Below are 26,957 nucleotides of genomic sequence, written 5' to 3'. Positions count from 1 at the left end.
GGCTATAGTGCCCTGATGTCCTTCAGATAGGAGAAAATAATGGGCTTTAACTTAACGGTTAACTGGCAAACCTCGCCCGCCGAAGAAGGCGAATTTTGTCGAGACCACAGTATTACCTTTGGCAGCGGCCAGACGATTCAAGCCTCGTCGGCACCGGAATACAAAGGCAATGGGCAAAATGTCAATCCAGAGGAAAGCCTGTTGGCTGCATTATCCTCATGCCATATGTTGACCTTTCTAGCAATTGCGCATCTTAAGCGCTTACCTGTAACCTCCTATGTGGATAATGCCACTGCAGAGCTGGGTAAAAACGAGGCGGGCAAGTTGGCCGTGACAAAGATGGTGCTCAATCCTAAGGTCATTTTCGCTGAAGGGGTCGAAGTCAGCCAAGAAACCCTTGAGAAAATTCACGAGAAAGCACATGCAAATTGCTTTATCGCTAATAGTTTAGCAACAGATATTCAAATCAAGTTTTAGGATTTGAGCAGATCTTTATGGCCCGCAGATGCTTTTCCTAAGCGGGCTTTTTTATTGCCGCACCGTAACTCAATACCTGTCTGAATCATTGCTATCACCGAATTATCCGCGCCACCTAACCATCCACAGAGTCTAACTTTTCACCATTATTCAGCTCAGGTCCAGCTTTTAAACAGTACGATAGAAGCCAATCTTAGCTTGGTATCATCTGTTGGAATTAAAAGATGCACATTCAACCACTGCGAAATTCCCCGTCTGTCAGCCCACAAAAAAATGTCTCCACTGCTGAATTTACACAGGTTAAAAATCCAGTTCAAACCAGCGCACCAGCATCAACTGATACAGTAACGCTTTCTAGCGATGCAAAACAATTGGCGGCGAATACGCAAAAACCAGCAGAAATGCCAGCACTGAGGGATAACATAGAAACCTTAGTCGAATTGAAACACGCGAAGATGAAGTATCAAGTGATCGCCGACATGACCAATTTAGCGACAGGAACGAGCCAAGGGATTTCAGCGCCAACGGCCTATTATCTAAGCCATAACGAAGACGCGAGAGCAATGACAGTTAATCACCTTGCCCAACAACAGCAAGTGAACACTATGCAGATCTATGCAGAAACAAGTAAAAATGGGAATAGAAGTATTAATGAATGGGCATAAAAATGGGTGTTGTCTCGGGAACCAAGAGACAACACCCTAACTTTGTACGCGGACATGCTAGCCGAGATACCTTAAATTTCGGTTAAATACTGAATTTAAATATCAATTACTTAGCTTTAATATCCTGTGCCATACCTTTTACAGGCAAAGGTTGCACTTTTAAGGCTGGGATTGGCTGTTTAACCAACTCATCCTTCAAATAACTTATTGCAGTTTCAAGCTGCGCATCTTTGCCATTAAAGGTAGCGAAAGGTAAGTTATCGACTTCAATATCCGGCGTTACGCCATGGCCTTCAAGCACCCAGCGGCCATCCATTGCATACTGTGGATACTCGGCCACCCGCGCCATCCCTTTATCGGTCAACGCATTTCGCCCAGATAACCACACGCCCGCCCCTGCCGTTTGCTTACCAATTAAGGGCGCAATACCGAGTGCTTTAATCCCTGCGGAGAAGGTTTCGCCGTCGGAATAGGTCAGTTCATCGGTTAACACCACTAAATGACCGCGGAAGGTTTGTTGCATATTGGTGTTTGGCGTGCCGTGGGTCGGTTGCCAAAACGCCCAAGCGCGGCGTAGTAACTTCTCGATAATCCAACTGTCAATATTGCCACCGCGGTTACGGCGAACATCGATAATCAAACCCTCTTTATCGTAGTTGGCATAAAACTCACGGGCGAAACTTTCAATATCACCACCGCCCATGGCATATAAGTGCAAATAACCCATCTTGCCCTGACTTGCATCCTCGACCACAGCCGCGTTATGGCTCACCCAATCTAAGTAACGTAATTGACTGTCCACCACAGCGCTAACGGGCATGACGATGGTTTTATGGGTTTGGCTACCACGCTTAAGCTGTAGTAATACTTGCTTATCCTGTTGATTGCGCAGAAGACGCGTGACGTCGGCCACATTCACCACTGGCGTGCCATTAATAGCCAACAGCATATCGCCTTCTTTAGCATCGACTTCGATACGATTTAACGGTGAAGCATTAGCCGGTAACTCAGGATCGTTACTGTAAATGTGCGCGATTTTAACGCCATCTGCAGTTTGTTGTAGGCGCGCGCCAAGGCTTGCCGCTTTAGCCGCATCGGGATCTTGAGGTAAATCACCACCGCGCACCTGTGAGTGCAAAGAATCTAACTCGCCCATCATTTGCATGAAGATGTCATTCAGTTCGTTACGATCGGTCAGGCGGTCGAGCAAAGGCTGATACTTAGCCTTAGTGGCTTGCCAATCGAGGCCGCGCATCTTCTTGTCGAAGAAAGATTCTCGGTGCATCAACCACGCATCTTCAAACATTTGCTGCCATTCAAGCTGCGGAGAAATCGCTAGCTGCCATTGTTCCGTTTGCACTTTGGCATTATCCGTATCGCCTAATTTATCACCGCCATCAACAATCAGGAGTGATTTTTCATTACTGTGCTTACGTAGCATCAGCTTTTTACCATCGGCAGAAACCTCATATTGGCCAATGTCCTCGGCAAAAACCTCGGCTTTGGGGCTTAATCGGTCAAATTTGATGGTCATTAAATTAGGAGCGACATCGTCGCCAATAGCTTGATCTAACAAATAAAGTCTATCATCGACGACGCGCAGCTTACTGTAATTTCCTGAATCGACAGGCACTTGCCATAAACGCTGGGAGATCCCTGCCCAATCGATTTTCACTGGACTCGGTTTATCCTTAGCATCGGTTTTTTCAACTTGATTCGATTCGAGTTCATTGGGTTTACTAAAGGGGAATTTGGCATTTTTGACCAGTGCGATGGCAAAAATTTGGCTGCGTTTATCAAACACAGGACCCATGTTTCTATCGCCCCAAGGTGAACTTGGTGTTGCGCTGAATTGGCGGTTTGACAGGAAATATAGCCACTGGCCGTCACTGCTAAAGGTTGGCGAATAGGACTCGTATTTGTCGCTGGTGAGCGTCTCGGCCTTATTTTCATCCACAGCATACAGAACGATTTGCGGACGTTGTTTACCGATTTCCGACTTAGTTAATGCAATAAAACGGCTGTCACCGGACCAGCGGATATCGGCGTAAGGCCCAAGTCCCTCGCCGTTAGTGATGATTTTTTGATTGGTATTTTTCTTTAAGTCGAGCAGCCAAACGTTACCATCGTTATCGTCATGGGCGATAAATCGACCGTCACTGGACAAATTAAGACTCATTCTTAAAGTATGACTGTCTTTGGTTAACTGTTTAGCGCCACTGCTGCCATCAGCAGAGAATTGCCAAATTTCCTGCTGACCTGTCATGTCGCTAATCGCATAAACCGACTTGCCATCTTGGCTCAACACCGCTTCCCTTACGCGATAAGTCCCCGGCAGTGCAACTTGAACTAAACGCGAGCCATCAATACCCGCGATTGCCACGTGGCTGCGGGCGGTGATCACCACTTTATCGCCAGCGGGGGCCAAATTAGTTGAAGAAGCGTAATCCATAGGATCTGTCACCCAATGCTCACGGCGCTCGGCAAAATCGGAAATGAGTTCAATATTGAGTAACGAGTCTTTAGCGGCCGCAATATCAAACACATGGATATCCGCACCTAACTGGAATACCACTTTGCCTTGGTCCATCCGCGCACCGCGGACTTGCCAATCTTTAAATTGAGTCAACTGTTTTGCATCTGAACCATCGAGCGCCATCGACCAGAGGTTGTCGTTGCCATCGCTGTCGCTGATAAAATAGAGTCTGTCCTGCCATAGCATAGGTTGGCGCACTGAGCCGTCGTGTTGGCCGCTGAGCAACTGTGCTTCGGTTTTGCTGCCGAGTTTAAAGCGCCATAATTCACCTTTTGCGCCGCCACGGTACACTTTGGCATTATCGCCAGTCACTTGCAGACCAAAGCGGGTGAAGTACACGTATTCGTTGCGATCATCAATCACACCTTCAACTGCATCGGCTAAGGGTAAATCTGTGGTGGTGAGGGTTTGAGGATCGACGCTGCGCAGCATCCAATTATTAGCAGGACCAAAACCAGTGTCGGTAGAATATAAAATCTCGCCTTTGGCAGTCCAGCCCTGAACTCGTACACGGCTATTCTCAAAAGTCACCCGTTTAGCCACACCGCCCGTAATGGGGATCACATACACTTCGCTCGCGCCTTCATAGTTGGCAACATAAGCAACCCACTTACCGTCGGCCGAAATAGTCGCCCCTAGCTCTTCCGCAGGTAAACTCGTTAAGCGAGTAGCCGCTTTTTGACCTAAGGTCTGAGTCCATAAATCCCCTTCTGCAGTAAAGACTAAGGTTTGATCGTGCAACGCTGGCGCACGGTAATACCCTTGATTGCTCACCGCATCGGCAGCGATGGTTTGGAACGCTGTTAATGTGCCTAGGGCAAGCATACAGCAGGCGACAGAATGGCGAAGTTTCATGTATGACCTCTATCCTATTGTTATTTTTAGCAATAGACTCTTTACTACGAGATTTTGCTAGCAGATTTAGCGAAGAAATTCTTGCCATGGGCTTTTGTAAAAAACCACAATCAAGTCCAAAGCATGACAATTGAGCCCAACAAGCTAGCAGAATTTGATAGAGAGTTCAGTAACTTCAAGTCAGAGAAGTTTTAGCAAATGTGTCACATCTTAAATCGCGGAGGAACAACTGAATAAAAGACAAGATTCTTTAGAGGAAAACATCAAAGATCATAGCGTTACCATATTGCACTAGGATAAAAATATACCAGAGTCGGACACGAGTGGCTAACGTGAAGGGCTAATGTTAAGGGCTGACATACAGCGTCTTTAGCGGACTGTTTAGGCGGCTCATATTAGACTGTTTCGCCAGTGTCATTTGTTGCCATTTATTGATCACTCGTGCAATTTCACCGTTATCCATCAATGCCTTAATCGCATGATTAAACTGCTCTAACTGGCTTGTCTTGATACTCGCTTTGCTGAACATTAAATGAATATGGTTTTGATCTAACACTAACTTAAGTGGCACTAGCTTGATGCGTTGATGCTGGCTGGCGATATAGGGCATGGCTAAGGTATCTCCGACGATCATATCTCCTCTACCGTAGATAAGCATTTGCACAGACTTATCTGAGTCGGGACTTAATACTAACAAGTGCTCCTGCTCTAATCGATATTGAGATTCTTGATAATCTGCACCATACCAACCGCTAGAAGGGACAAGTAGACGCAATTTTTTGGTAAAAATGTCCTCCCATTTATCGATATTAATCTGATCTTTTTGCTCATAAAGTACAAATAAGCGTAGCTCTTCATCTCGGTAATAGGTTGAAAAAAGAGCATAGTTTTGACGTTCATCCGTCATAGTCGCTCCCATCAACACATCTAACTGTCCTGCTCGCAACATCTGATGCGAGCGCTTAGCGGGCACATTAATAAAATGAACTTCACAACCAAGATACACTGCAAATGCCCGCATCAGATCCACATCTAAGCCTTGGGCTTCTCCTTGAGGATCTTGCCAAGCATAGGGAGGCCAATCGTTGTAACCGACTTTAATCGTGTTCTTACAAGGTAAAGGGCTATTGACCTGCGACGCACTTACAGCGGGCAAGACTAAAAAAAACATAAATAAGACAGGAACGTATTTAAACCATGGCATAGGCTAAGTTACTTGCCTCTTAAGTTGATGATCCTCTCTTGATTAAGATGAAGTATAACGATTCAGTGTCAGACTTCCGCGAGGGGGTTCTACCTCAGTAAGCGTAGTTGTCACTTAGATAGCGCGCCATAAACACCGGCGAGATCACAGTAATTAGCCTAAAAAAGGACGGGGGATAATAACAAAAAAGCACAACAGCCAAGAGTGAGATCTAAACGACTCACTATACTGCGATAAAGGCTAAGCCTGAACGCAGGAAATAAAATAAAGTTTTATAAATTTAAATCAGACACTTATAAATAATAGCAACAACTTTAGTGGGATCCCCCATATCGACTTGTAACCAAACTATGTGTGTTCCCCCCAATTCCTCACCCTGAGCCGTGGCGGACTCTTTAGCTTCATCAAGCCGGTTTTCATGGCGGCTCACCCCAGTGACTAAAGCAAAACTATCGCAGTGGGTGACTTCAAAATCGTACGCCACGTTTATGCGACGATATAGTTCATGCTGCTTGGTCGCACATCCAGATATTAAAACGCAAAAACATGTACTTAACAGAAAAAATTTAGACAAATCAATTAACCCACAGATTAAACACGCGGGTGAACATAACTAATTGCAACCGATAAAATTGTGAACAATGTCACATATAAGAAACCAAGGATAATACAGAAAGTTACAAATATTAATTAAATATCATGTAGTTAACTAAGGGTTGTTTTATGTTCGCTGGTAACACAAGCTCATCAATTCCCCACCATAAAACTCACACTTGTAAAAAAAGGGAGCCAAGCTCCCTTCCTGCTTTTACGCCATGTTATTCCACTGCTAGGCAGACATCAGTAGGGCTAAAGCCCTTAAGCTAATATTTTGAATAAATGCACTTTTAATGCAGTAAAATCTGCCGCTAATTCCGCAGATAAGATGGGCTTACTCGCAACAGCTTCAAGCTCAGGCGGCAAGGGTAAGTTAAGCGTTAATTCTCTATCCACAACATCCTTAAATTTAGCGGGATGCGCCGTCCCCAAGAATATGCCCACTTCATCGGGCACTAAGGTTAAAGATAAGGCCTTAGCCGCAATCGCCGCGTGGGGCTCAGACACATAACCTTGAGCGTGTAACTCAGCTAATGCCTGTGACGTTTGTTCCTCCGATAAACGAATACCCACTAAGCTACTCAGTGGCCAGCCTAATTTCTCACAAATGGCTTCCACACGCGGCCAGTTACTGGGTTCACTCACATCCATGGCATTGGACATAGTCGCTTGAGTCGGATTGGGCTGCCATTGGCCATTGTCTAAATAACGCGGCACTGTATCGTTGGCATTGGTCGCGGCAATAAAGCGTTTAACCGGTAATCCCATGGCTTTAGCGAATAAACCTGCGGTGAGGTTGCCAAAGTTACCACTTGGCACTGAAATCACAGGATCGGCTTCATGGCGTTGTTTAGACTGGGCAACCGCTTCAAAGTAATAGCAAATTTGCGCGAGTAAGCGGCTGATATTGATAGAGTTCGCCGAGTTTAAGCTCAGCCCATCGCGGACTTCGGGATCATCAAAGGCGCGCTTAACCAGATCTTGGCAGGCATCGAAATCGGACGAGACGGCAACTGTATGGATATTCTTGCCCAAAGTCGTGAACATCTTTTCCTGTAGCTCACTGATCTTGCCCTTAGGATAGAGCACCACCACATTGACTTTCTCAAGCCCATAAAAAGCATCGGCAACCGCGGCGCCAGTGTCACCCGAGGTCGCAGTCAGAATGGTTAAGCGTGTGTCGCCGACAAAGGCATTGACACATTGCGCCATAAAGCGCGCCCCAAAATCTTTAAACGCCAGTGTTGGACCGTGGAATAATTCGAGGCAGGCACGCTGCTCATCGACGGCAACCAAAGGTAAATCGAAGTTAAAGGCACGCTCAACCAGTTCATCAACCGCATCTTGCCCTAGTTCAGAGGCAAGCCATGCACCGAGTACTTTTTTACTGCGCTCAACGAATGGCAACGCCAGCAATCCTTCAATATCGTCTAGTACGGGTATTTGACTAGGAAAAAACAAACCTCTGTCTTTACCTAACCCCAGTTGTACCGCTTCTTTAAAGTTCACTTTCTGCGAAGGGTGTTTTAAATTATATAGTTCCATGCTCACTCAACCTTTTGATGCTAAAGCTTAAATGCTAATTTGGGGTACTTAGTCGTAGCTAAATTAACTATTAATCGACTCTACGCGTGCCTTGCTCATCGAGGCGACACACGTGGGCAAAGCCACCCTCCTCGGTGAGATAATGCGCCTCTAACCAAGCTTTAGCGGTATTTGCCGTGGCTAAATCATCGGTTATTGAAAACAGCGTTGGGCCGCTGCCCGAAATCCCCGTAGTCAACATGCCTAAATCGGCTAAAGCGGCTCTGGCCTTGTCGTAACCCGGGATCGCGGCGGCGCGATAGGGCTCGGCTAACACATCCTTTAATACGCTGATCGCAAGCTTGGCATTCTGCTGGTAAGACGCATGCACAAAGGCGCTTAAATAACGGCCAAAATCGATAGTGACACTTTTATCATATTGATCTGGCATGAGTTTGCGCATCATTGCCGTTGAAAGTGAAATCCCTGGATAGGCCACAACCCAATACCATTCTTTAAAGCTGGGTATCGCTTCGCAAACTGTGCCCGGCACATTGAGCATCAATTGCATGCCGCCCAAATAACAGGGGGCAACGTTGTCATAGTGCACACTACCGCTGATCTTCCCTTCAAACTCGCCCATCAGTTCTAGCAGTGCTTGCTCGTTATAGGGTCTATCAAAATATTCATTCAAGGCATATAACGCCGCCACGACAGAGCTGGCACTCGACCCTAACCCACTACCGACGGGCAGGTTCTTTTCCAGTGTGAGTGCCACGCCTTCATCTTTGCCAAATGCTTCTAAGAACTCCTTACTCATGGCTGTTAAGAAGAATTCGGCACATTGGTACACAATATTGTCTTGCGGATTATCAGGCAGTTTATGGGCCCAAGCGCCAGTCTGCATAAGACTCACACCCGACGCTGCCGCGGCGATAGTCACTCTATCGCCCAGTAAACTACCATCAATCGGCGCTAATGCTGCCCCCAGTAAATCAAATCCGACTCCCACGTTACCCATAGAGGCTGGAGCGTAAACGGTCAAACTCATACACTCACCTCACGAGTCCAATTCAAGGTTCTTAATACATCGGCAAAGGCACCAGCAGCGGTCACTTCAGTCCCTGCGCCATAGCCGCGTAGCACAAAGGGAATGGGCTGATAATAGCGGCTATAGAACGCCAAGGCATTTTCACCGCCTTTAACGCTATAAAGCGGATCCTGTGCATCCACTTCGGCGATACGCACACGGCACACACCATCCTCAATTTGCCCAACATAACGCAGCACTTTACCTTGGGCTTTGGCCTGCGCCACTTTTGTGGCAATTGCAGCATCAACTTGCGGTAATCGTGCCATAAAGCTTTCAACATCACCTGAATCATCAAACTCGGCTGGCAATACAGATTCAACCTGCACGTCACAGAGCTCTAACTTTAGTCCCACTTCACGGGCAAGAATGAGCACTTTACGCGCCACATCCATACCACTCAAATCATCACGGGGATCGGGCTCAGTAAAACATTTTTCCCGCGCAAGACCGGTTGCTTCAGAAAGTGTCATGCCTTCATCCAGCATGCCGAAGATAAAGGATAAAGAACCCGATAAAATACCGTTAAATTTATGCAGTTTGTCACCCGCAAATAACAGTTTTTTCAGGTTATCGATCACAGGCAAACCTGCACCGACTGTAGTTTCATATAAGAATTGGCGACGCTGTTTTAATGCCGTTTGGCGAAGTGCTTGATAATAAGCATAATCGCGAGTGTTCGACTTTTTGTTCGGCGTGACCACATGCAATCCTGAGTTCATCACATCCAAATACAGATCCGATACTTGCTCACTCGAGGTGCAATCCACCAGCACAGGATTAAGCAATTGTTGCTCTTTCACCCATGCAAGTAACGCAGGGATATCGCAGGCTTGCTGACTATCGGCAAGCAAACTAGACCAGTTGCTTAAATCGATGCCCGCACTGTCGAGTAGCATCTTGTTCGAATTTACTATGCCGCAAACACGGATACTGATGTGCTGCTCTTTGAGCATGGCGGACTGTTGTTTTATCTGCTCGAGCAGGCCTGCACCTACATTGCCGCAACCCACTAAAAACACATCTAAATACTGCTGCACATCGAAAAAGCCTTGATGACAAGCCGCCACCGCATGCTTAGTCTTACGCTGCTCGATCACAGTCGAAATCGACCGCTCGGACGAACCTTGGGCGATGGCGATAATGTTCACGCTCGCCTGCGCTAACGCTTGGAAGAAACGCGCTGCCACGCCTTTGTGGGTGCGCATGCCATCACCAATCAAAGAAACGATAGCGAGCTCATGACGCATAGCAATAGGTTCAAGCAAGTCACTTTTTATTTCTAATTCAAACTCTTGCTCTAAGGCCCATTTCACTTTGGCCGAGTCAGACGTCGCCACACAGAAGCTAATACTGTATTCAGAGGAGCTTTGGGTGATTAAAGACACAGACACGCCGCTGCGGGAAATCGCCGCGAGGGTACGGCTCGCCATGCCAACCATGCCTTTCATGCCAGGGCCTGAAATATCGAACATGGTCTGGTTATCTAAATTAGAGATAGCTTTAACCTGCAAGCCGGTTTCATCGGCTTGGTTTGATACCAGAGTGCCGGGCGCATCGGGGTTAAAACTGTTTTTGATATAACAGGGAATATGGAACTGGGCGATAGGCGCAATCGTCTTAGGATGCAGCACCTTAGCGCCAAAATAGGAGAGTTCCATCGCCTCTTGATAGCTGAGTTGTGATAACAGCTTAGCATCGGCAACCACACGGGGATCGGTATTATAAACACCGTCAACATCGGTCCAGATTTCACAACTTGACGCATCTAAACAGGCAGCGAGCACAGCAGCAGAATAGTCAGAACCATTACGGCCTAACGTCACCACTTTGCCCTGTTCATCGGCGGCGGTGAATCCCGGCATTACCCATACGCGCTTTTCACCTAATGCCAACGCACGAAACCTTGGCTTACTCACAGCGATATCGACCACGGATTCTAACGGCCGACCACGACCTAGAAACAAGGCGCGCGGATCGAGTTGAGCAGATGTGATCCCCTTAGATAGCATCACTTGTTCCATCAAGGCTGCAGATAAACGCTCACCTGCCACCACGATTTCAGCACGTATGCCATCAGGACACTCTTGCAGTAAGCTAATGCCACGTAATCTATCCTGCCAAATCACCAGCTGTGCATTAAGTCCAGAAAAGAGCTGTTCACTCTGCTCACTCGACAACATTGAAGTAACAGCATCTTGGTATAGCGAGGTAAATACCCGCTCAACATGCTGCAGCACAGGCGAATAATCTTCACCTTTGACTGCTACATCAACCATTTCTAGTAACGCATTTGTCACAGTCGCCGGGGCCGATAGCACAGTGGCGATGGGTTCAAGCTTAGATGACTTAGCAACGATATCCGCCGCCATCGAGAATCGCTGCCAATTTGCAAGCGAGGTACCACCAAATTTCATTACTTTCATCTTGTTCTCCTGTACCGCGCCCGACTTAGAAATAAGAGCTAGAAACAAAAAAGCCCGCTTCTTTGTGGGAAGCGGGCTCATCGTTAAAATTCTTTAGGGTGTATCAGCCCGCCCCCACTGTTGTTGTAGTGGTGGTTGTAATAATGGTAGTTACTACGAAACCTAGGCTATGCATGTGTTTGGGCTAATCCATGTTAATTTCTTGATAAACAGAATTGCTTTTTTTACCCGCGCTTGTCAACCCCTAAAATGGATTATTTATAGGCAAATATTAACGCTCGATAAAATACTGCATCAAGATTCGTTAATATGAAGTTTTCTAGGGGTAAAAATGCGATTTACGCAATAGATAACTGTTGACGTCAACGTAATGCGGCACGAAAACCATTAGATAATCACTTGTTTTCAATCTAATTATTTATAGTGCACGTTAAAATAATGCGTTATTTGTTCTACCTCATCACTCAGGCTAAATTGACAGGCTAACGAGCAAAAATCACATTACTCATCCTTTCTACCGTAAAGCACCGACAAATTTGCCTAAAAAAAACCTGTGCGATATCTAACATAAGCCACTTCAAATTATCGCCAGCACTAAAAAAGCACGTTATTATGCGCGCACATTACGAATTGGAGGCGATATGAAGATCACTCAACACAGCGCGGTAACCATTCATTACCGTTTATCAGATCAAGAAGGCAGACTATTAGAAGACTCTTTCGACTCTGAACCTATGCTATATCTACACGGCACTGAAAACCTGATCCCAGGTTTAGAAGCCGCATTAGACGGTAAAAGCAAAGGCGAAAAACTCGATGTCACTATTAGTGCCGAAGAAGCCTATGGGCCTTATCACGATGGCCTACGTCAAGCCGTGCCATTAGAAGCCTTTGGTGATATCGAAGATATCGTCCCAGGTATGCGCTTCATCGCTGAAACTGAAATGGGTCAGCGCCCAGTTCAAGTCATGGAAGTGAAAGACGATGTGGTTATCGTCGATGGCAACCATCCTTTAGCGGGCCAATCGCTCAATTTCAGCGTCGAAATCGTTGACGTTCGTGAAGCCTCAGCCGAAGAAATCGCTCATGGCCACATTCATGCCCAAGGTGGTTGTGGAAGCCATGGACATGATCACGACCACGGTGGTGGATGCTGTGGCGGTTCAGGTAAACAAGAAGCGGGCGGATGTTGTGGTGGTTCAGACCACGATCATGGACACCACCATGAAGAGCACGAAGCCTGTGATACACCTAAAACAGGTTGTGATGGTAATGGCGGCTGTGGTTGCCGCGGCTAAACAAAGCCTGATACCAGAAGTTAAACGAGAAGTTGTTTATCCGTAAGTGATTAAACAGCCATTGTTTAACCTTTTAAGATGCACGCCCTTAATTTAAGGTCGTGCATTTTTTATACACAAGCGTTTATAATATTCGTAATAGATAAATAACTGACTGGTAAATTGAAGTATTCAAATTTTATATGAATATTTTCAATTAGATATTGATATCAACCTAAGTTAAGCGACGGAGTGCTTATGTTAACCAAACCACTTTACGAAATTTTGCCTTTTGGCTACATGGCGCTCGGTAGTTCGAGTTTTATTGCACTCGACATCAACTATGCCTTGATAGCGGCAACTGTGGTATTTGTATTAGGTGCGAGGATCTACGTTATGCGTTCTCAAAACCGTCGAACAGACTCGGCCAAACGACGTAAATCGGGTTATCTTCCCGAGATAATTTATGACTTTATACCTTTTATCTATCTCTTAGCGGCGCTGGCTATCTTTAAATTCCTTCCCAAGGATCTTTACCCAATTCTGGCTATCTGTTTACTCAGCTACGGCTTATACATTCTGGTTCGTCGTTCCCTCTATCGTCGTCATAAGCTTCCCATCACGCCTTAAGACTTAGTTCTATTCACCACAATAGGAGCAGATGATATTCATAAGAGTTGTATCCACGTGAACACTAACCAATTAGTTTTTGAACTTTCGCCCTATGCTCAGAAGACATATTCTTCAAATAATTAGAACAACGTGTAATCGTTGCAATACTGACTTCATATTCCGCAGCGATATGCCTTTGACTCATTTCCCCGTCTAGCAGCAATTGAAAGACCTTCAAACGTCCGGCAACGGCACTACGTTCTTCTTCGGTTAACAGTAAATGAAACAACACAGAAAGATCTTCATAATTGCTGTGGCTCAAAATTTTTTCTAATACTAGATCCCAGTTAGCTCGCATAATCACCCTCATAAGTACTGTTCAAGCATTACATTAGCAGTCTAACAGATTTAGCCTACTTACAAATAAATTGTTACGTTTAGCCGTCTTATCCAGACAAAAACTGACAAAATTGCTTCTAGTACATCAAGTTAATTTGTGTACAATAGGAGTGCAATGTCACACTTCGACGCTAATTTGTGAGAATACGATGAAAAAATTACTACTTACTCTCGTTGCCAGTACCTTATTGGCTTCAACTGCTCAAGCACACAATTTCGAAGACTCTAAAGATGCAATTGAATACCGCCAATCTGCATTTGGTCTTATTGCTTATAACTTCGGCGATATGGCTGCCATGATGAAAGGCAAAAAACCTTTCGAAGCAGAAACCTTCGCAATGCGCGCAACGAATGTTGCTGCATTATCCAAAATTCCTTTCGAAGGTTTTATTGATGGCTCAGACAAAGGTGATACCGAAGCCCTAGCCAAAGTTTGGCAAGACAGAGCTGATTTTGATGCAAAAATGAAAACCTTCCAAGAGAATGCTGCCATTCTGGCTACTGTAGCTCAAAAAGGTAATCAAGCTGAAATCAAACAAGCCTTTATGGACACTGGAAAAAGCTGTAAAAGTTGTCACGACATTTATAAGAAAGATTAGTTTGACGTTGTTTTTCCCATCAAAAAGCCTGCTAAATAGCAGGCTTTTTGTTGTTCCAAAACTAAGTATAAATCTACAGAACTTGCACTATTGGCCACATTAAATAGCCAAAGACCACAGCAGCGCATACTGTGAACAGCACTAAAGCAAGCCACTCAGACTTGAATCGAAGCTCGCTCTTCGCACTTGATGAAAAAGCAACCTTCGAGACTTTCTTGTAGCCACTGATCATAGCACCAACTAACTTATCCCCTTTCATGGCATGAATAATCACAGCCAGTACATGAATGGCACTCAGCAAGAGAATAAGGTTAAAGTTCGTTTTGTGTAACCAAGTCAAAAACCCACTGGTATCTGAACTGACATAGCTATATAGCGGACCTTCGGTAAAAATATCATCGGTCGCAAAAAGGCCTGTAACTAATTGAAGGCTAATGATCCCAATCAACGCGATGACCATATAGCCACCGATAGGATTGTGTCCAAGTACCACAGACATCCCTTTAGTTCGAATCGATCTCAAGTAATCGAGTACAACTTTGGGGTGATGAACAAAGTGACTAAACCTTGCCGTATCGCTACCAATCAGCCCCCAGAGGATCCTAAATCCAATAAGGATCAGCAAACTATAAGCAAAAATTTGATGCCACTGCATTTCGCCCGCATCGGCACTCCACCATAAAAGTGCCAACAGACACACCATGCCCCAATGGAAAATTCGCGTGGGTAAATCCCAGACCTTAATTTTAACGTGTTCAGTATTCATAAAATGGGCAAACTCAAAGTGACCGAATGGAATAAGTAGAGGTATTTTATCGGGATTCGGGATGAAACTTAAAGTAAATATAAGTAAATAAGGGCAAAGACTGCGGAGTTATCCCATCGAATATGACCCCATTTAGCTGGCAATACAAGGCTTTTGGGCCAAGAATTATTGATATTTGTCTAAGTGATCAAATATCCAACGAACAGTATCTAATGGGCACAAAAACGTGATCTACATCTCGTTTTATAGTGCGAACCTTGGTAATCTGAAATCCAAGGAAACAACAGAAGGTTCGAAATATGCTAAAGATTACTAGCAAGCAACTTGAAGTCACATCTCCTATTCGCGAACGCATTGAAAGCCGTTTTGAAAAACTTTCAAGGCATGATGTGCAAATGATAAATCCCCATGTAATCATTACGGAGGAGAAACCTGGTTTCAAAATTGAAGCATCGGTTGGCATCCCAAATGGAGAACTCTTCGCTCAAGCAAAACATGAAAATTTATATACTGCGATTAACGCTATGGGCCAAAAATTAGAGAAGCAGCTCAATCGCATAACACACAAACCTGAAGCTCAACGCTCCACATCACTAACACCGACTAATAATGTTGCTGAAATTGACGACGAGTACGAGGAGGAAGATGCGGCATAATTTAAATCTAGTGAGTGCGAGAAACGCATCACTTTGAGAGCAATAAAGTAGAAATATTTAATCAGATCACAGTTTTTACAAAAGCTTAGTGCAATCATTTTAATGATGAAAAAAACAGTTCTTTTGACTAAATACCTACTACACTTTACAAAGTGACAGCAAGAATCGAAGTGGTGCGGATTTAAATCGTTTCAAATGTTGATTTACTTTAAATTTTGATTTACAAATATTGATTAACAGATCTTAAGTTCTAAGTAACGTTACTGGATATAACTAAGGAGCACGACCAATCTAAGCCTTATAGTTTTAAGCACTAAGGTTTTAAGTACTAAGGTTTACTGTTAATGATTAATTTTACTTATAATTTCTACGTTTAAAAGTTCAATTTTTATTTTCAACTAGGTTCCACTTTCAATAGCAAGTTTGGAAAGGAGGCAACACAAGAGCGAACAATTTGATTTTAGAAACAATCAAGTATGTTGGCATTCACTAAAAGCAGTACTCAATTTTGACCCAATATCAGGATGCCCACCAGAAACAGGCGGCATTGCTGAATACCAGAGTTAACATAAGGAGCCGAGTACAGTACAACGAGTACATTAGCAAAACCTTTAACTATCAAACTTTTTATATCCACAATGGAGGCTCAGGTAAACATAAACAAAAATCACATTTACAAAAGCTACATGAATAAAAGCGTTTATTGTAAAACGGGTCAGCACCAATGCGTGCTAAACACTGAGATAAATGAGGTAACAACTGTCACGTTTAGTTAGATATAGATTAGTTATATGAAGAGAGTCATATTTACACTGATATGTTAGTTAGCGTTTTTAGCGTGTGATTTAATGTAAGTGTTTAATGTAAGTACAATACGTTGGTTTAATTAAAAGTCATTAGTTTACTTAGTGTTATCTTTATAGTAAAAACTGTAAATCGTATAAATGTTTATTTATGTAATGTGTTAACGTTTACCATTAGTTGAGTTTTGATATTTATAGACACCTTAAATAATGTTTACTTATCAACTAAAAAGGAGGAAATCTAGACTTGACGAAAATTGTAATAACAGTAAATGAAAGCTTTTTATACTCTCCATGTATTAACATGTTAGGTTTTAAAGTAAAAAGTAATAATGGTAATAATGTAAGTAGCAAGACCTAAACGCGTGACAAGGCTAAGCTGTTCTTACAGCAAAATGTACCTAGTACAACCAATGAGCCGTAAATCGTTTATTTTTAAATGTTCGTTTTGTTAGTGTTAGTTTTTAATGTTATAGCTCCATGCAAGTGTTAATTGTTAAAATATAAGTGCAAGACATGTCAACGTAAGTTCGCTGGTACTGCAAACTGCATAGTTTCAAGGTTATACGCTATGCCGCATAAAGTACTTGTTAATGTTCATTGTAAATGCAAGTCGTTATCGAGTGAGTTGTCAACGTTTTACTGTTACACGTAAATGTAAGATAAACGAATGTGTTACCTTGTCCCACACTGACCATAGGGAGGATAAACTCGCTTGACCATATATATACTTGAACCAAACCAGCGCACCCTCGGGTGCGCTTTTTTTAGATTACCTTTAAGAAAGTTTTGATTGACAGCTAAGCCCTAGCCCTTTAGTTTTAAGACCATGAAAATGATAACAGCAGCTTTTTTTACTTTCTTTTTTACACCCCCACTCTAGGAGGCGGATTTACTGTGTAAAAACGAAAGTAAAAATCCAAAGCCTCCCAACTGGGAGGCTTTTTTGTCTTAAACGATTGATAAAATACATGGCGGCAATTGAGGTCAGAATGCATACACCACAGCCTTTAAATCAAACCCGAGAGCAGATCACCCATCTGGATAATGAACTGCTGGCATTACTCGCTGAGCGCCGTCGCTTAAGTTTAGAAGTAGCCCGTAGCAAAGAAGTAGATGTCAGACCCATCAGAGATACTCAAAGGGAAAAAGAACTGCTCGCTCGACTCGTGAAAGAAGGCAGAGAGAAAGGATTAGATGCCCACTATGTTATCTCCCTTTACCAGAGCATCATTGAAGATTCAGTATTAAATCAACAAGCTTACCTTCACGGCCGCGCCAATCCAGAGACACAAAAACAACAGTATTGTATCGCTTACCTCGGTGCTAGAGGTTCATACTCTTATCTCGCAGCTACACGCTATTGCCAACGTCGCCAAGTTGAAATGCTGGACTTAGGTTGCCAAAGTTTCGATGAAATAGTGCAAGCCGTTGAGTCTGGACATGCTGATTATGGTTTCCTGCCGATTGAGAACACATCTTCAGGTTCAATCAACGAAGTCTACGACGTGCTACAGCACACCAGTCTGTCGATTGTTGGCGAAACGACGATTGAAGTCAGCCATTGCCTACTAGGAAAAGCTGGCAGTAAATTAGCTGAGATCAAAACTGTCTATGCCCACCCTCAGCCTATTAGCCAATGCAGCAGATATTTAACTCAACACAAAGACTTGAGACTGGAATACTGCTCAAGCAGCGCAGAAGCAATGGAAAAGGTAAACCAAAGTCCAGATAACAGTGCAGCAGCGATTGGCAGCGCCGAAGGTGGTGCACTCTATCAACTTGAGTCCATAGAAGCAGGTTTAGCTAATCAGAAGATCAACCAAAGTCGCTTTATCGTTGTTGCTCGCAAAGCCGTTGCCGTACCAGAGCAGTTACCCGCTAAGACTACATTGATCATGGCAACAGGCCAAAAAGCCGGTGCTTTAGTGGAAGCCTTACTGGTTCTAAAAGCGCATCAGTTAAACATGAGCAAATTAGAGTCACGCCCGATTCCAGGAACACCTTGGGAAGAAATGTTCTATTTAGATATCGACGCAAATATCTCCAGTGAATCTATGCTGGCAGGTTTAAAGCAACTAGAGCGGATCACCCGTTTTATCAAAGTATTAGGCTGTTATCCTTGTGAAACAGTCAAGCCCACACAGCTGAGCAACAGCCAGCTACTGATTGAGCCCAGCACCTCTAAGGATCAAGTCATCAGCGAAAATGGTGCTAATGCCAGTCCAGTTCGATATAGCAAAGCCTATAAAGAGCAAGCCAGTGAAATCAACTGCGGCGCAATGACAATCGGTGCAGGGCATGTCTGTGCCATAGCCCAAATCACACTGAATAATGACATTTCACATTTAGCATTATCGGCTTTCGAGCAACAAGTGAAGCAGCTTAAAGAAGCGGGATTCCAAGCCGTTTTGCTCAGCTCTGTTAATCAACTGACTATGGCAGAAGTTACTCTCGCTAAACTACGCCAAATCCTGCATCAATATGGCCTAGTGTGCATTATTGCCATAGCGCAAGAAGCTGATATGCCATTAGCAGTCCAGCACGCCGATATGTTATTCCTCGCAGGCAAGCAGATGTTTAACCAAACTTTACTGACTCAAGTAGGAACCCTACCGGTACCTTTAATACTTGAGCGTAACGATATGGCAAGTTTTGAAGAATTACTCACGGCAACAGAAGTCATTTTAAGCCAAGGCAATCAGCAACTGGTTCTGTGTGACTCAGGCATTAGAACCTTAAATAACGCCAATCTACCTTCACTCGATTTAGCGAGTCTGATCCAGATTAAAGCCACGAGCCATTTGCCGATTTTGATCAACCCAAGTTATGCCGTATCAGATGATGCCCTATTGGTTCAAACACAAGGTATTAAACAGCTTAAAGTGGATGGATTGATACTCAATTGTCCACTAGCTAGCCATGATGACCATGAGTCGCTTAACTTAATAAGCGCTGTGGTACGGGAATTATATCGGGCGAACTAAAGCTTTGATCTTGATTGATTTAATTTAAAGTGAAATGTGGTTAGTTCGAAGTGTGTTAAGGGATAAATAAGACATCTTTTATCCCTAATTGACTCAGACAAGCTTGCTAGCCAGTGTGATGACTAGCAGGCTTAATATTGTTTAGTATTGCAGCGCAGTGAGCCTTTATGCATTTTAAGAAGAGCCAACAGCACTCGATGGTTCAGTAACGGCATTACTCCTACGGATAAGCCCTGTCATAGTAGAGCCCTGCACTAGAATCGAAAATACGACGACGGCATAGGTCATCACTAACAACAACTCCCGCAGCTCCACACCACCAATAGCATCTATGACGATACCCTCTGGCAAACTCATCGCCATAGCGAGGGCTAATCCTCCCCTTAAGCCACCCCAAATCAAAATCGTCTCTGCATAGGGGTTGTATGACTTAAACAATCGAAAGCCTAAATAAGGTAATAACACACTCATTGCACGCGCCAACAAGACTATTGGTATAGCCACAAACATAAACCACCATAATGGCGCTTTGAAAGTGACTAACAAAAGTAATAAACCAAGCAATAGGAAGAGTAAGGCATTAAAGAAGGATTCAATCAGCGACCAAAAAGTAAATAGTTTCACTCGCTCGTTGCGAGCAAAAAACTTAGGCACACTGAAATTTCCTATGATGATCCCCGCACTCACCATAGCTAAAGGACCAGAAACACCAAGCACATCCGCCATGACATATCCCGCGGTTGGGATCAGCAGGGTAACCAGCATTAATTGCGTTTCTTCCTCGCAGTAGCGGAAAAAATGATGCAGCAGAAAACCAAGCACGCTACCGTAAATAACCCCACCTACCGCCTCACGAATAAATAACTCAGAGATATGGATAAACGTCAGTGGCTCGGTGGAGAAAGCCAATTGCGATATTGCCACAAAAATCACTAACCCTATGCCATCGTTAAATAAAGATTCACCTTCTACTTGAATCGCAATATCTTCCGGCGCACCCATTTTCTTTAAAATAGCCAAAACAGCGATAGGATCGGTGGGCGAAATCAAGGCGCCGAACAGTAAGCAGTGGCTGAATTGTAGCGGGAGACCCAGCATAGGCGCGAACCAAAATAACAGCCCACCTATAATAAATGTCGACAATAAGGTGCTTATAAAAGCAAGGATTAGGATCTCCCACTTTTGATGCCTCAGTATTTTTAAGCGGATTTGTAATGCGCCGGCAAAGAGTAAAAAACCAAGCATGCCATTGAGCAGTAAAGCTTGAAAATCGAGTTTCTCTAAGCCAGAGACAAAATAAACATAAACGTCCCCACCTAAAGCCTTCCCCCCAAGGAGCAACAACAAACTCATTCCTAGGGCAATAGCAGTAATTGCCACAGTTTCCTGCAGTTTATGGACGCGAGAGGAGATAACCGAAGTCACTAGCGCCAACGCGCAGAGGACACACAGAATTTGGTAGCTGGACATAAGAGCCTCTAAAAATCATCAATTTAGAGACTCTAGCACAAGTTTAGATTTCTAAACCATCCAATAGACTTAACCACCCTTTAATGATCCTGTGGCAAAACCAAATGATCCCAAAGAGATAAATCGAAAGACTGAGCCAAGTCAGTGGAACGCAATAGCCGAGCACTAGCAAGCCAAGAAAGGCGAGATTAGAATGCCGTTGCCAACGCAAATGCGACGCCAATAATGGATTACCATGGAATTGGCGTTGGGAAAGATTAATGAACAAACTTAGCAGCACAGGAAGTAATAATAAGGGAAAACCCGACATCAAGGCGTACAACAAATGTCCCAGAGTACGGTCTTCAATTTTTGCGGCATAAGTGGTTGTCATTGTCATTGAGAGACTCCAGCCAGACTAATAGACTGGGCGCAAACATCATACGCCCTTGTCATTAACCTTACGTTCTCACTGAGATAAGCGCAACTAAGGATTAGAAATATTTCCATCCATTTAAAAATAAGTCACAAGTAAATGACGCTAATTAGCAGCACGTTAAAGTTTAAGTATCACGTCGGATGCTAATGTTGTGGAGCAAGCGAGTACAAAACCGGCCTCAATTTCTGCAGCAGTCAGTGTCATCATGCTTGTCGATACCGTTTCTCCCTCCAAGACTTGACACTTACACGCGCCGCAAACGCCCGAACGACAGGCCGCAATAATCGGCAAACCTTCGGCCTCAATTCCCTCCAGCAGACTTTGCCCTTGATTTAGCGTCGTGCTTCGATCGCCAATAGACAAGGCGAAAGCCACTTCTGGTGTGTTTTCACTCGTTCCATCTGACGAGTTTGCTTGCATAAGCTGACTGCGAGCAACTTTCTCGGCCGTGGCAAAACTCTCATGGTATAACCGACTCATATCAAAATTGAGTTCGACTAATAAGGTTTTTACCGCTTGCATATAAGGTTCTGGCCCACAAAGGTAGATAGTACGCTCTGCAAAATCAGGTACTAAGGTTTGTAGCATCTGTGCACTTAACCGCCCGAAATCGAATGCTATCTTTGGTGAACACCCCAGTGTTTCAGTGACAGTCTCAAGTACGTATCTGAGCTTAAATGCATTAAAACGGTTGGCCATAGTCGCCAATGATGACTTAAAAATAATATCATTCTCTGATCGCGCACTGTGCACAAAGGCAATATCGGCATCAATTTGCGTATCAGTCAGATAACGCAACATAGAGTACATGGGGGTAATACCGCAACCAGCACTCAAAAAAAGGTATTTCTGCGCCGTTATAGCTAACAGATTAGCATCTAACTTTTCAGTCTCTGGCTGTTTATGGCTTAGCCGAGCAATATCAAACAGATTAAATTGCCCCGCGGGCGGTAGCACTCGCACACTCTGGCCGAGTAATAGATTGTCGATAAGATAATTAGATACGAGTCCACCCGCAACACGCTTAATCGTCACCATCAAGGAATAGGGCCTAGATGGCGATGATGACAAGGTATAACTGCGGCACACTTGCTCGCCATTAATCTCAAGCACAAAGGTCATAAACTGACCGGGTTTATAGTCAAACTTCATCGGCTCGCCCGCTTGAAAACGAAAACTCACGACATCCGAGGTTTCATTCCAGCGTTCGACGCACACTAATTGATTAACACTTCCGGGTTTATGGGGCGAAACCGATAATGCCCGCGCTCCCGCTATCACACTCATGTTCATAGCATTTACCCACAAAACACTGCGGCCTCAGTAAACAAGCCAAAACCGCAGTTCAGCAACAATTCTTGGTTGATTTAAGCCACGTTTAACATATTTTTTAAATCGGCTTCGACTGTCGTGGTATTACGCAAGCCAAACTTATCTTCTAAAATTTTGGCTAAATTGGCCGTCAGGAACGCAGGTGGCGTCGGGCCTGTTCGAATATTTTTAACGCCAAGTGACAACAGCGTCAGCAGTACTACAATGGCTTTTTGCTCAAACCAAGAAAGCACTAAGCTCAGAGGTAATTCATTGATATCACATTCAAACACTTCAGCTAATGCAATCGCCAACTGAATCGCTGAATAGGCATCGTTACATTGGCCCACATCGAGCAAACGTGGAATACCGTTAATGTCACCAAATTCGAGCTTATTGAATTTGTACTTACCACAGCCTAGCGTCAGGATTATTGAATCCTTAGGTGTGGATTTAGCAAGTTCAGTGAAGTAGCTTCTGTCGGCTTTGTCGCCATCGCAACCGCCAACAAGGAAGAAATGCTTAATCGCACCACTTTTCACATTTTCAACCACGGCGGGCGCTGCGGCCATCAAGGCATTGCGGGCAAAACCAATAGTGATAGTGTGTGGGATTTCATCATAGATAAAGCCTTCTAAGGCTAACGCTTTATCAATGACAGCCGAGAAATCATCTCCTTCGATATGCACCACACCAGGCCAGCCCACTATGCTGCGAGTAAAGATACGATCACTATAACTACCCACATTTGGATCGATAATACAGTTAGATGTCATCACTACAGCGCCAGGGAAATTGGCAAATTCTTGCTGTTGATTCTGCCAAGCACTGCCGTAATTTCCGACAAGATGTGCATATTTTTTAAAGGCTGGATACGCTAGTGCAGGAAGCATTTCACCGTGGGTAAACACATTGATACCCTTGCCTACAGTCTGCTCGAGAATAAGCTCTAAATCCTTCATGTCATGGCCAGAGACTAGTATGGCTTTGCCCTTAACTGACTTAGTGTTGACCACAGTTGGCTCAGGATGACCAAAGGCTTGAGTTTCCCCCGCATCCAGCATTGCCATTATGCGGTAGTTCAACTGACCTATGTCCATAGCAGTAGTAAACAGCTTATCGCCATCAACACTCGGCTCACCTAAGAAAGACATGATTTCATGGAAGCGCCCTGCCACATCAGCATCAGTCTGACCCAACACGCGAGCATGCTCCATATAAGCAGCCGCACCCTTAAGGCCATATAAACACAATAACCTCAATCCCATGATGTCTTCATGAACTTCATGCTTATCTTTATTCAGCAGTGCAATCGGCGCCTGCGCTAGCATTTCAATCTTACTGGTCCCCAGCACTAACTGAGCGACTTGCGGCACTTGCTCAGCAGCAATACCGGCTTGTTCACAAGCCGCTTCGTAAGAAGCTTTTAACTGAGCACGATACTTAGCCGCCTGCTGGGTATAGGCCATAATGCGCTCATCATCGAAGTTGACGTTGGTGAGGGTCGCGAAAAAGGCTTTAGGCACAAAACTATCAATTTCAGCATCGATAATGCCCAGCTCGCGAGCTTTAACCGCATATACAGACACGCCTTGTAGCATGTAAATCAGCAAGTCTTGCAGATCGGACGTTGCCGCCAACTTGCCACACATACCTTGGGAATAACTACAACCATTGCCAGCGGGTGTACGAATGGTTTGCTCACACTGAATACAGAACATGGATAGACTCCTAATTTAAATTCATGCTTTATTTTTACATGTTTAAAACTAGTCTACCTAAACGTGCCATAAGCGACAGTCATTTCTAAAGTGAGATGCTAAATGTTAGAGAAAGATCACCTTAAGCAATTGCTAATTAATACAATGTGACCTGTTAAAAATCCATAAAAAAACGCCCATCAATGATGGGCGTTTTAAAGAGTAACTGTTTATTTATTAATTGGTTTTCATATCATTTACCGATTGCAGCATAATACGACTCTCGCGCTGGAATTGAGGGGCAAAATCCCCAAACCATTTGGCGACACTTTGGAACTGCTTAATAAACTCGTTCCTGTCACCCCGTTTTAGCAGTTCTAACGCTTCACGGTAGTTATCTAAATAATCACCAATAGCATGCTGGCTATCTTGCTGTGCAAAAATAATATCGGCGTAAAGCTCTGGGCTTTGGGCGAATAAGCGCCCTACCATAGCTAATTCTAATCGGTAAATCGGCGAGCTAAATTGCAGTAAAGTATCAATATCGGCCTCTTCCTTACACAGATTCAAACCATACACAAAGGTCGAGAAGTGACGCATTGCCTGCACTAGCTGCATCGCATTGTCGTGACGCTCTGGTTCTGCTTCGACAATCCGCGCTCCCCAAATGGCGATCTGCTCAAGCAACCACTGGTATTTTTCCGGCGAGCGACCATGACACACCACCACGACTTGCTTCGCCAGACTGCCCACATCAGGACCAAACATAGGATGAAAACCAACGACGGGACCAGAATGCGCCTCAAGCATGGCTTTAACTGGCTCAGTCTTGATGGAGGTCAAATCCGCCAGAATGCAGTCGGCTGGTAATTGGGTCAGCTTTTCACGAATAAGCTCGCAAGTAATCGCAATCGGCACAGTCACTAACACCATGCCCGCATCGGCAAATAGGTTATCCGCTTGCTGCCAATCGTCTTTATCGAGCAAATTCACTTGGTAGCCGGATAAAGTCAGCATTTGTGAAAATAGTCCACCGAGTTGCCCTTTACCGCCGATAATCACCACTGAGCCAAGATCTTTTTTAACTTGCTTAAAACCAACATCTTTTTCATTGAGGTAAGACTCACGCATCAAGCGACGCAAAATATCTTCGATCAACTGCGGCTCGATCCCCATAGTTTTTGCTTCTTCACGGCGTTTAGCCAGCATGGCTGCTTCACGCTGAGGCGCATAAATAGGTAAACCGGCGCCGTGTTTCACCGTGCCTACTTGCGCCACGAGATCCAAGCGCTTACGCAGTAAGTGTAGTAATTGCTGATCAACACCATCAATCAGGCCGCGAAGGTGTTCTAATTCGGCCGTTGTTTTTTCATTCATACCTGAGTCCATTAAGCTGTAACTAATTTAAGCGTTAGCTACTTTAAGCATATTGAAACGCGTTGGAAGTATTGAAGATAACTTCGCTGCGCCTTCCCGTAAAATGGTTTCTGTTTTTTCCCAATTAATACAAGAATCTGTTACAGAAACACCGTAAGCTAGCTCGCTTAATGGCCTATCACAACTTTGATTGCCTTCATTTAAATGACTTTCTAGCATGACGCCAATAATCGACTTATTGCCGTTATAAATCTGCTCGAACACATCTTCACACACAGGCTTTTGGCGGCTGTAGTCTTTGGATGAATTGCCGTGGCTGCAATCGATAATCAAACGTGCATTGAGTTTGGCTTTATGAAGCTGCGCCTCACACTCTGCCACACTCGCCGCATCATAGTTGGGCGTTGCACCTCCACGTAAAATCACATGACCATCGGGATTACCTGCAGTTTGCAATAATGCGACTTGGCCCTGTTGGTTTATGCCCATAAATCTGTGGCTACTGGCCGCCGATTTTAGCGCATTAATCGCTACATCGAGCTTACCATCGGTGCCATTTTTAAAGCCCACCGGCATAGAAAGACCCGATGCCATTTCCCTATGAGTCTGCGATTCAGTGGTGCGAGCACCAATGGCAGACCAAGTGACAAGCTCAGAAATGTACTGAGGACTGATAGGATCGAGTGCTTCGGTTGCAACAGGCAGTCCTAACTCGGCCAACCAAATCATTAGCTCACGGGCCATTTTCAGGCCTTTTTCGACATCGAAGGATTCATCCATATCGGGATCGTTGATCATGCCCTTCCAACCTACCGTGGTACGCGGCTTTTCAAAGTACACTCGCATTAAGATATAAAACTCATCACTGAGTTCATCGTGCAGGGTTTTAAGCCTTAAAGCGTATTCCTTAGCAGCGGCGATATCATGGATGGAGCAAGGACCAGTGACAATCAATACTCGATTGTCGCGCTTATGAACAATATCAGCCACGGTTTTGCGAGCATTGAGGATATAGCGATAAGCATGCTCAGAGAGTGGCAAGGCATTTTTAAGCTCTTGCGGCGTGATTAAGACTTTCTCTGAACTGATGTGTACGTTGTTAATCGTATCTTGTTGCATGCTTACCACCTAAGACTTAGTGTTTAACCCAGTTGTCGAAGCAGGACTTCAAGTCAGCTTGGGCATTCATTTCGGATATAAAATAGCGT

At 44.4% G+C, this 26,957-nt stretch carries 21 protein-coding genes and 1 other annotated feature; of the genes, 7 read left to right on the top strand and 14 right to left on the bottom strand.

All coding sequences use genetic code 11. From position 1 onward, the window contains the following. Positions 1–39: 39 nt before the first annotated feature. Together KO537_RS06390 and KO537_RS06385 are read left to right on the top strand one after the other, a co-directional pair. Positions 40–477 (top strand): OsmC family protein, encoded by a 438-nt coding sequence (locus tag KO537_RS06390; RefSeq protein WP_028760789.1) that lies wholly within the window; start codon positions 40–42, stop codon positions 475–477. Between the two features lie 224 nt (positions 478–701). After that, a complete protein-coding gene (locus tag KO537_RS06385; protein ID WP_028760790.1) occupies positions 702–1,142 on the top strand; it encodes a hypothetical protein in 441 nt (146 codons plus the stop codon). A gap of 106 nt (positions 1,143–1,248) precedes the next feature. Here KO537_RS06385 and KO537_RS06380 read toward each other — a convergent pair whose 3' ends face one another. The 6 genes from KO537_RS06380 to thrA form a co-directional block, all read right to left on the bottom strand. Then, positions 1,249–4,533 carry a S41 family peptidase gene (locus tag KO537_RS06380; protein ID WP_219234066.1) on the bottom strand — a complete coding sequence of 1,095 codons (3,285 nt, stop codon included), beginning with the start codon at positions 4,531–4,533 and terminating at the stop codon, positions 1,249–1,251. Positions 4,534–4,879: 346 nt separating this feature from the next. After that, positions 4,880–5,737 carry a transporter substrate-binding domain-containing protein gene (locus KO537_RS06375; protein ID WP_219234065.1) on the bottom strand — a complete coding sequence of 286 codons (858 nt, stop codon included), beginning with the start codon at positions 5,735–5,737 and terminating at the stop codon, positions 4,880–4,882. Positions 5,738–6,017: 280 nt separating this feature from the next. After that, entirely contained in the window at positions 6,018–6,311 is a 294-nt protein-coding gene (locus KO537_RS06370) for a hypothetical protein (RefSeq protein ID WP_028760793.1), read from the bottom strand. Positions 6,312–6,595: 284 nt separating this feature from the next. Next, positions 6,596–7,879, bottom strand: a complete 1,284-nt coding sequence (gene thrC / locus KO537_RS06365; protein ID WP_219234064.1) for a threonine synthase — start codon at positions 7,877–7,879, stop codon at positions 6,596–6,598. A gap of 70 nt (positions 7,880–7,949) precedes the next feature. Further along, complete coding sequence (thrB, locus tag KO537_RS06360) at positions 7,950–8,909, bottom strand: homoserine kinase (RefSeq protein WP_173246090.1); 960 nt, start codon at positions 8,907–8,909, stop codon at positions 7,950–7,952. Then, complete coding sequence (gene thrA / locus KO537_RS06355) at positions 8,906–11,374, bottom strand: bifunctional aspartate kinase/homoserine dehydrogenase I (protein ID WP_173246093.1); 2,469 nt, start codon at positions 11,372–11,374, stop codon at positions 8,906–8,908. The genes thrB and thrA overlap by 4 nt, the downstream gene beginning before the upstream one ends. Positions 11,375–12,015: 641 nt before the next feature. Here thrA and slyD point away from each other — a divergent pair. Further along, positions 12,016–12,672, top strand: coding sequence for a peptidylprolyl isomerase (gene slyD, locus KO537_RS06350; protein WP_028760797.1), 657 nt, complete (start codon positions 12,016–12,018; stop codon positions 12,670–12,672). A gap of 237 nt (positions 12,673–12,909) precedes the next feature. Beyond that, a complete protein-coding gene (locus KO537_RS06345) occupies positions 12,910–13,281 on the top strand; it encodes a hypothetical protein (RefSeq protein ID WP_173246097.1) in 372 nt (123 codons plus the stop codon). 64 nt (positions 13,282–13,345) lie between these two features. On the opposite strand, the gene trpR is transcribed toward KO537_RS06345, so the two are convergent. Further along, positions 13,346–13,621 (bottom strand): trp operon repressor, encoded by a 276-nt coding sequence (gene trpR / locus KO537_RS06340; RefSeq protein WP_028760799.1) that lies wholly within the window; start codon positions 13,619–13,621, stop codon positions 13,346–13,348. Between the two features lie 190 nt (positions 13,622–13,811). On the opposite strand from trpR, the gene KO537_RS06335 reads away from it, so the two are divergent. Beyond that, positions 13,812–14,261 carry a cytochrome c gene (locus KO537_RS06335; RefSeq protein ID WP_028760800.1) on the top strand — a complete coding sequence of 150 codons (450 nt, stop codon included), beginning with the start codon at positions 13,812–13,814 and terminating at the stop codon, positions 14,259–14,261. 73 nt (positions 14,262–14,334) lie between these two features. Here the strand turns inward: KO537_RS06335 and KO537_RS06330 are convergent, their stop codons facing one another. Then, positions 14,335–15,027 (bottom strand): cytochrome b/b6 domain-containing protein, encoded by a 693-nt coding sequence (locus tag KO537_RS06330; RefSeq protein ID WP_113940655.1) that lies wholly within the window; start codon positions 15,025–15,027, stop codon positions 14,335–14,337. Between the two features lie 299 nt (positions 15,028–15,326). On the opposite strand from KO537_RS06330, the gene raiA reads away from it, so the two are divergent. After that, complete coding sequence (gene raiA / locus KO537_RS06325) at positions 15,327–15,683, top strand: ribosome-associated translation inhibitor RaiA (protein ID WP_173246100.1); 357 nt, start codon at positions 15,327–15,329, stop codon at positions 15,681–15,683. 1,637 nt (positions 15,684–17,320) lie between these two features. Beyond that, positions 17,321–17,437: a sequence feature (Phe leader region), on the top strand. Positions 17,438–17,478: 41 nt separating this feature from the next. After that, positions 17,479–19,473 (top strand): chorismate mutase, encoded by a 1,995-nt coding sequence (locus tag KO537_RS06320; protein WP_173246103.1) that lies wholly within the window; start codon positions 17,479–17,481, stop codon positions 19,471–19,473. Positions 19,474–19,647: 174 nt separating this feature from the next. Here the strand turns inward: KO537_RS06320 and KO537_RS06315 are convergent, their stop codons facing one another. The 6 genes from KO537_RS06315 to KO537_RS06290 form a co-directional block, all read right to left on the bottom strand. Next, positions 19,648–20,943 carry a sodium:proton antiporter gene (locus KO537_RS06315; protein ID WP_173246106.1) on the bottom strand — a complete coding sequence of 432 codons (1,296 nt, stop codon included), beginning with the start codon at positions 20,941–20,943 and terminating at the stop codon, positions 19,648–19,650. Between the two features lie 43 nt (positions 20,944–20,986). After that, the gene (locus tag KO537_RS06310; RefSeq protein ID WP_028760805.1) at positions 20,987–21,322 is read right to left on the bottom strand and encodes a hypothetical protein; all 336 of its coding nucleotides are present in this window, start codon (positions 21,320–21,322) and stop codon (positions 20,987–20,989) included. 156 nt (positions 21,323–21,478) lie between these two features. Then, positions 21,479–22,654: a hybrid-cluster NAD(P)-dependent oxidoreductase gene (locus tag KO537_RS06305; protein ID WP_173246109.1), complete on the bottom strand. Its 1,176-nt coding sequence runs from the start codon at positions 22,652–22,654 to the stop codon at positions 21,479–21,481. 74 nt (positions 22,655–22,728) lie between these two features. Beyond that, positions 22,729–24,393 (bottom strand): hydroxylamine reductase, encoded by a 1,665-nt coding sequence (hcp, locus tag KO537_RS06300; RefSeq protein WP_113940658.1) that lies wholly within the window; start codon positions 24,391–24,393, stop codon positions 22,729–22,731. 216 nt (positions 24,394–24,609) lie between these two features. Then, positions 24,610–25,749: a bifunctional chorismate mutase/prephenate dehydrogenase gene (gene tyrA / locus KO537_RS06295; RefSeq protein WP_173246111.1), complete on the bottom strand. Its 1,140-nt coding sequence runs from the start codon at positions 25,747–25,749 to the stop codon at positions 24,610–24,612. A gap of 27 nt (positions 25,750–25,776) precedes the next feature. Beyond that, positions 25,777–26,868 carry a 3-deoxy-7-phosphoheptulonate synthase gene (locus tag KO537_RS06290; RefSeq protein WP_173246114.1) on the bottom strand — a complete coding sequence of 364 codons (1,092 nt, stop codon included), beginning with the start codon at positions 26,866–26,868 and terminating at the stop codon, positions 25,777–25,779. Positions 26,869–26,957: the final 89 nt, after the last annotated feature.

Source organism: Shewanella sp. NKUCC01_JLK (genome assembly GCF_019345615.1).
In the GTDB taxonomy this organism is placed as follows: Bacteria; Pseudomonadota; Gammaproteobacteria; order Enterobacterales; family Shewanellaceae; genus Shewanella; species Shewanella oncorhynchi.
The sequence above is the reverse complement of the archived record's forward strand: the minus strand, read 5'-3'. Positions and strand labels throughout refer to the sequence as shown.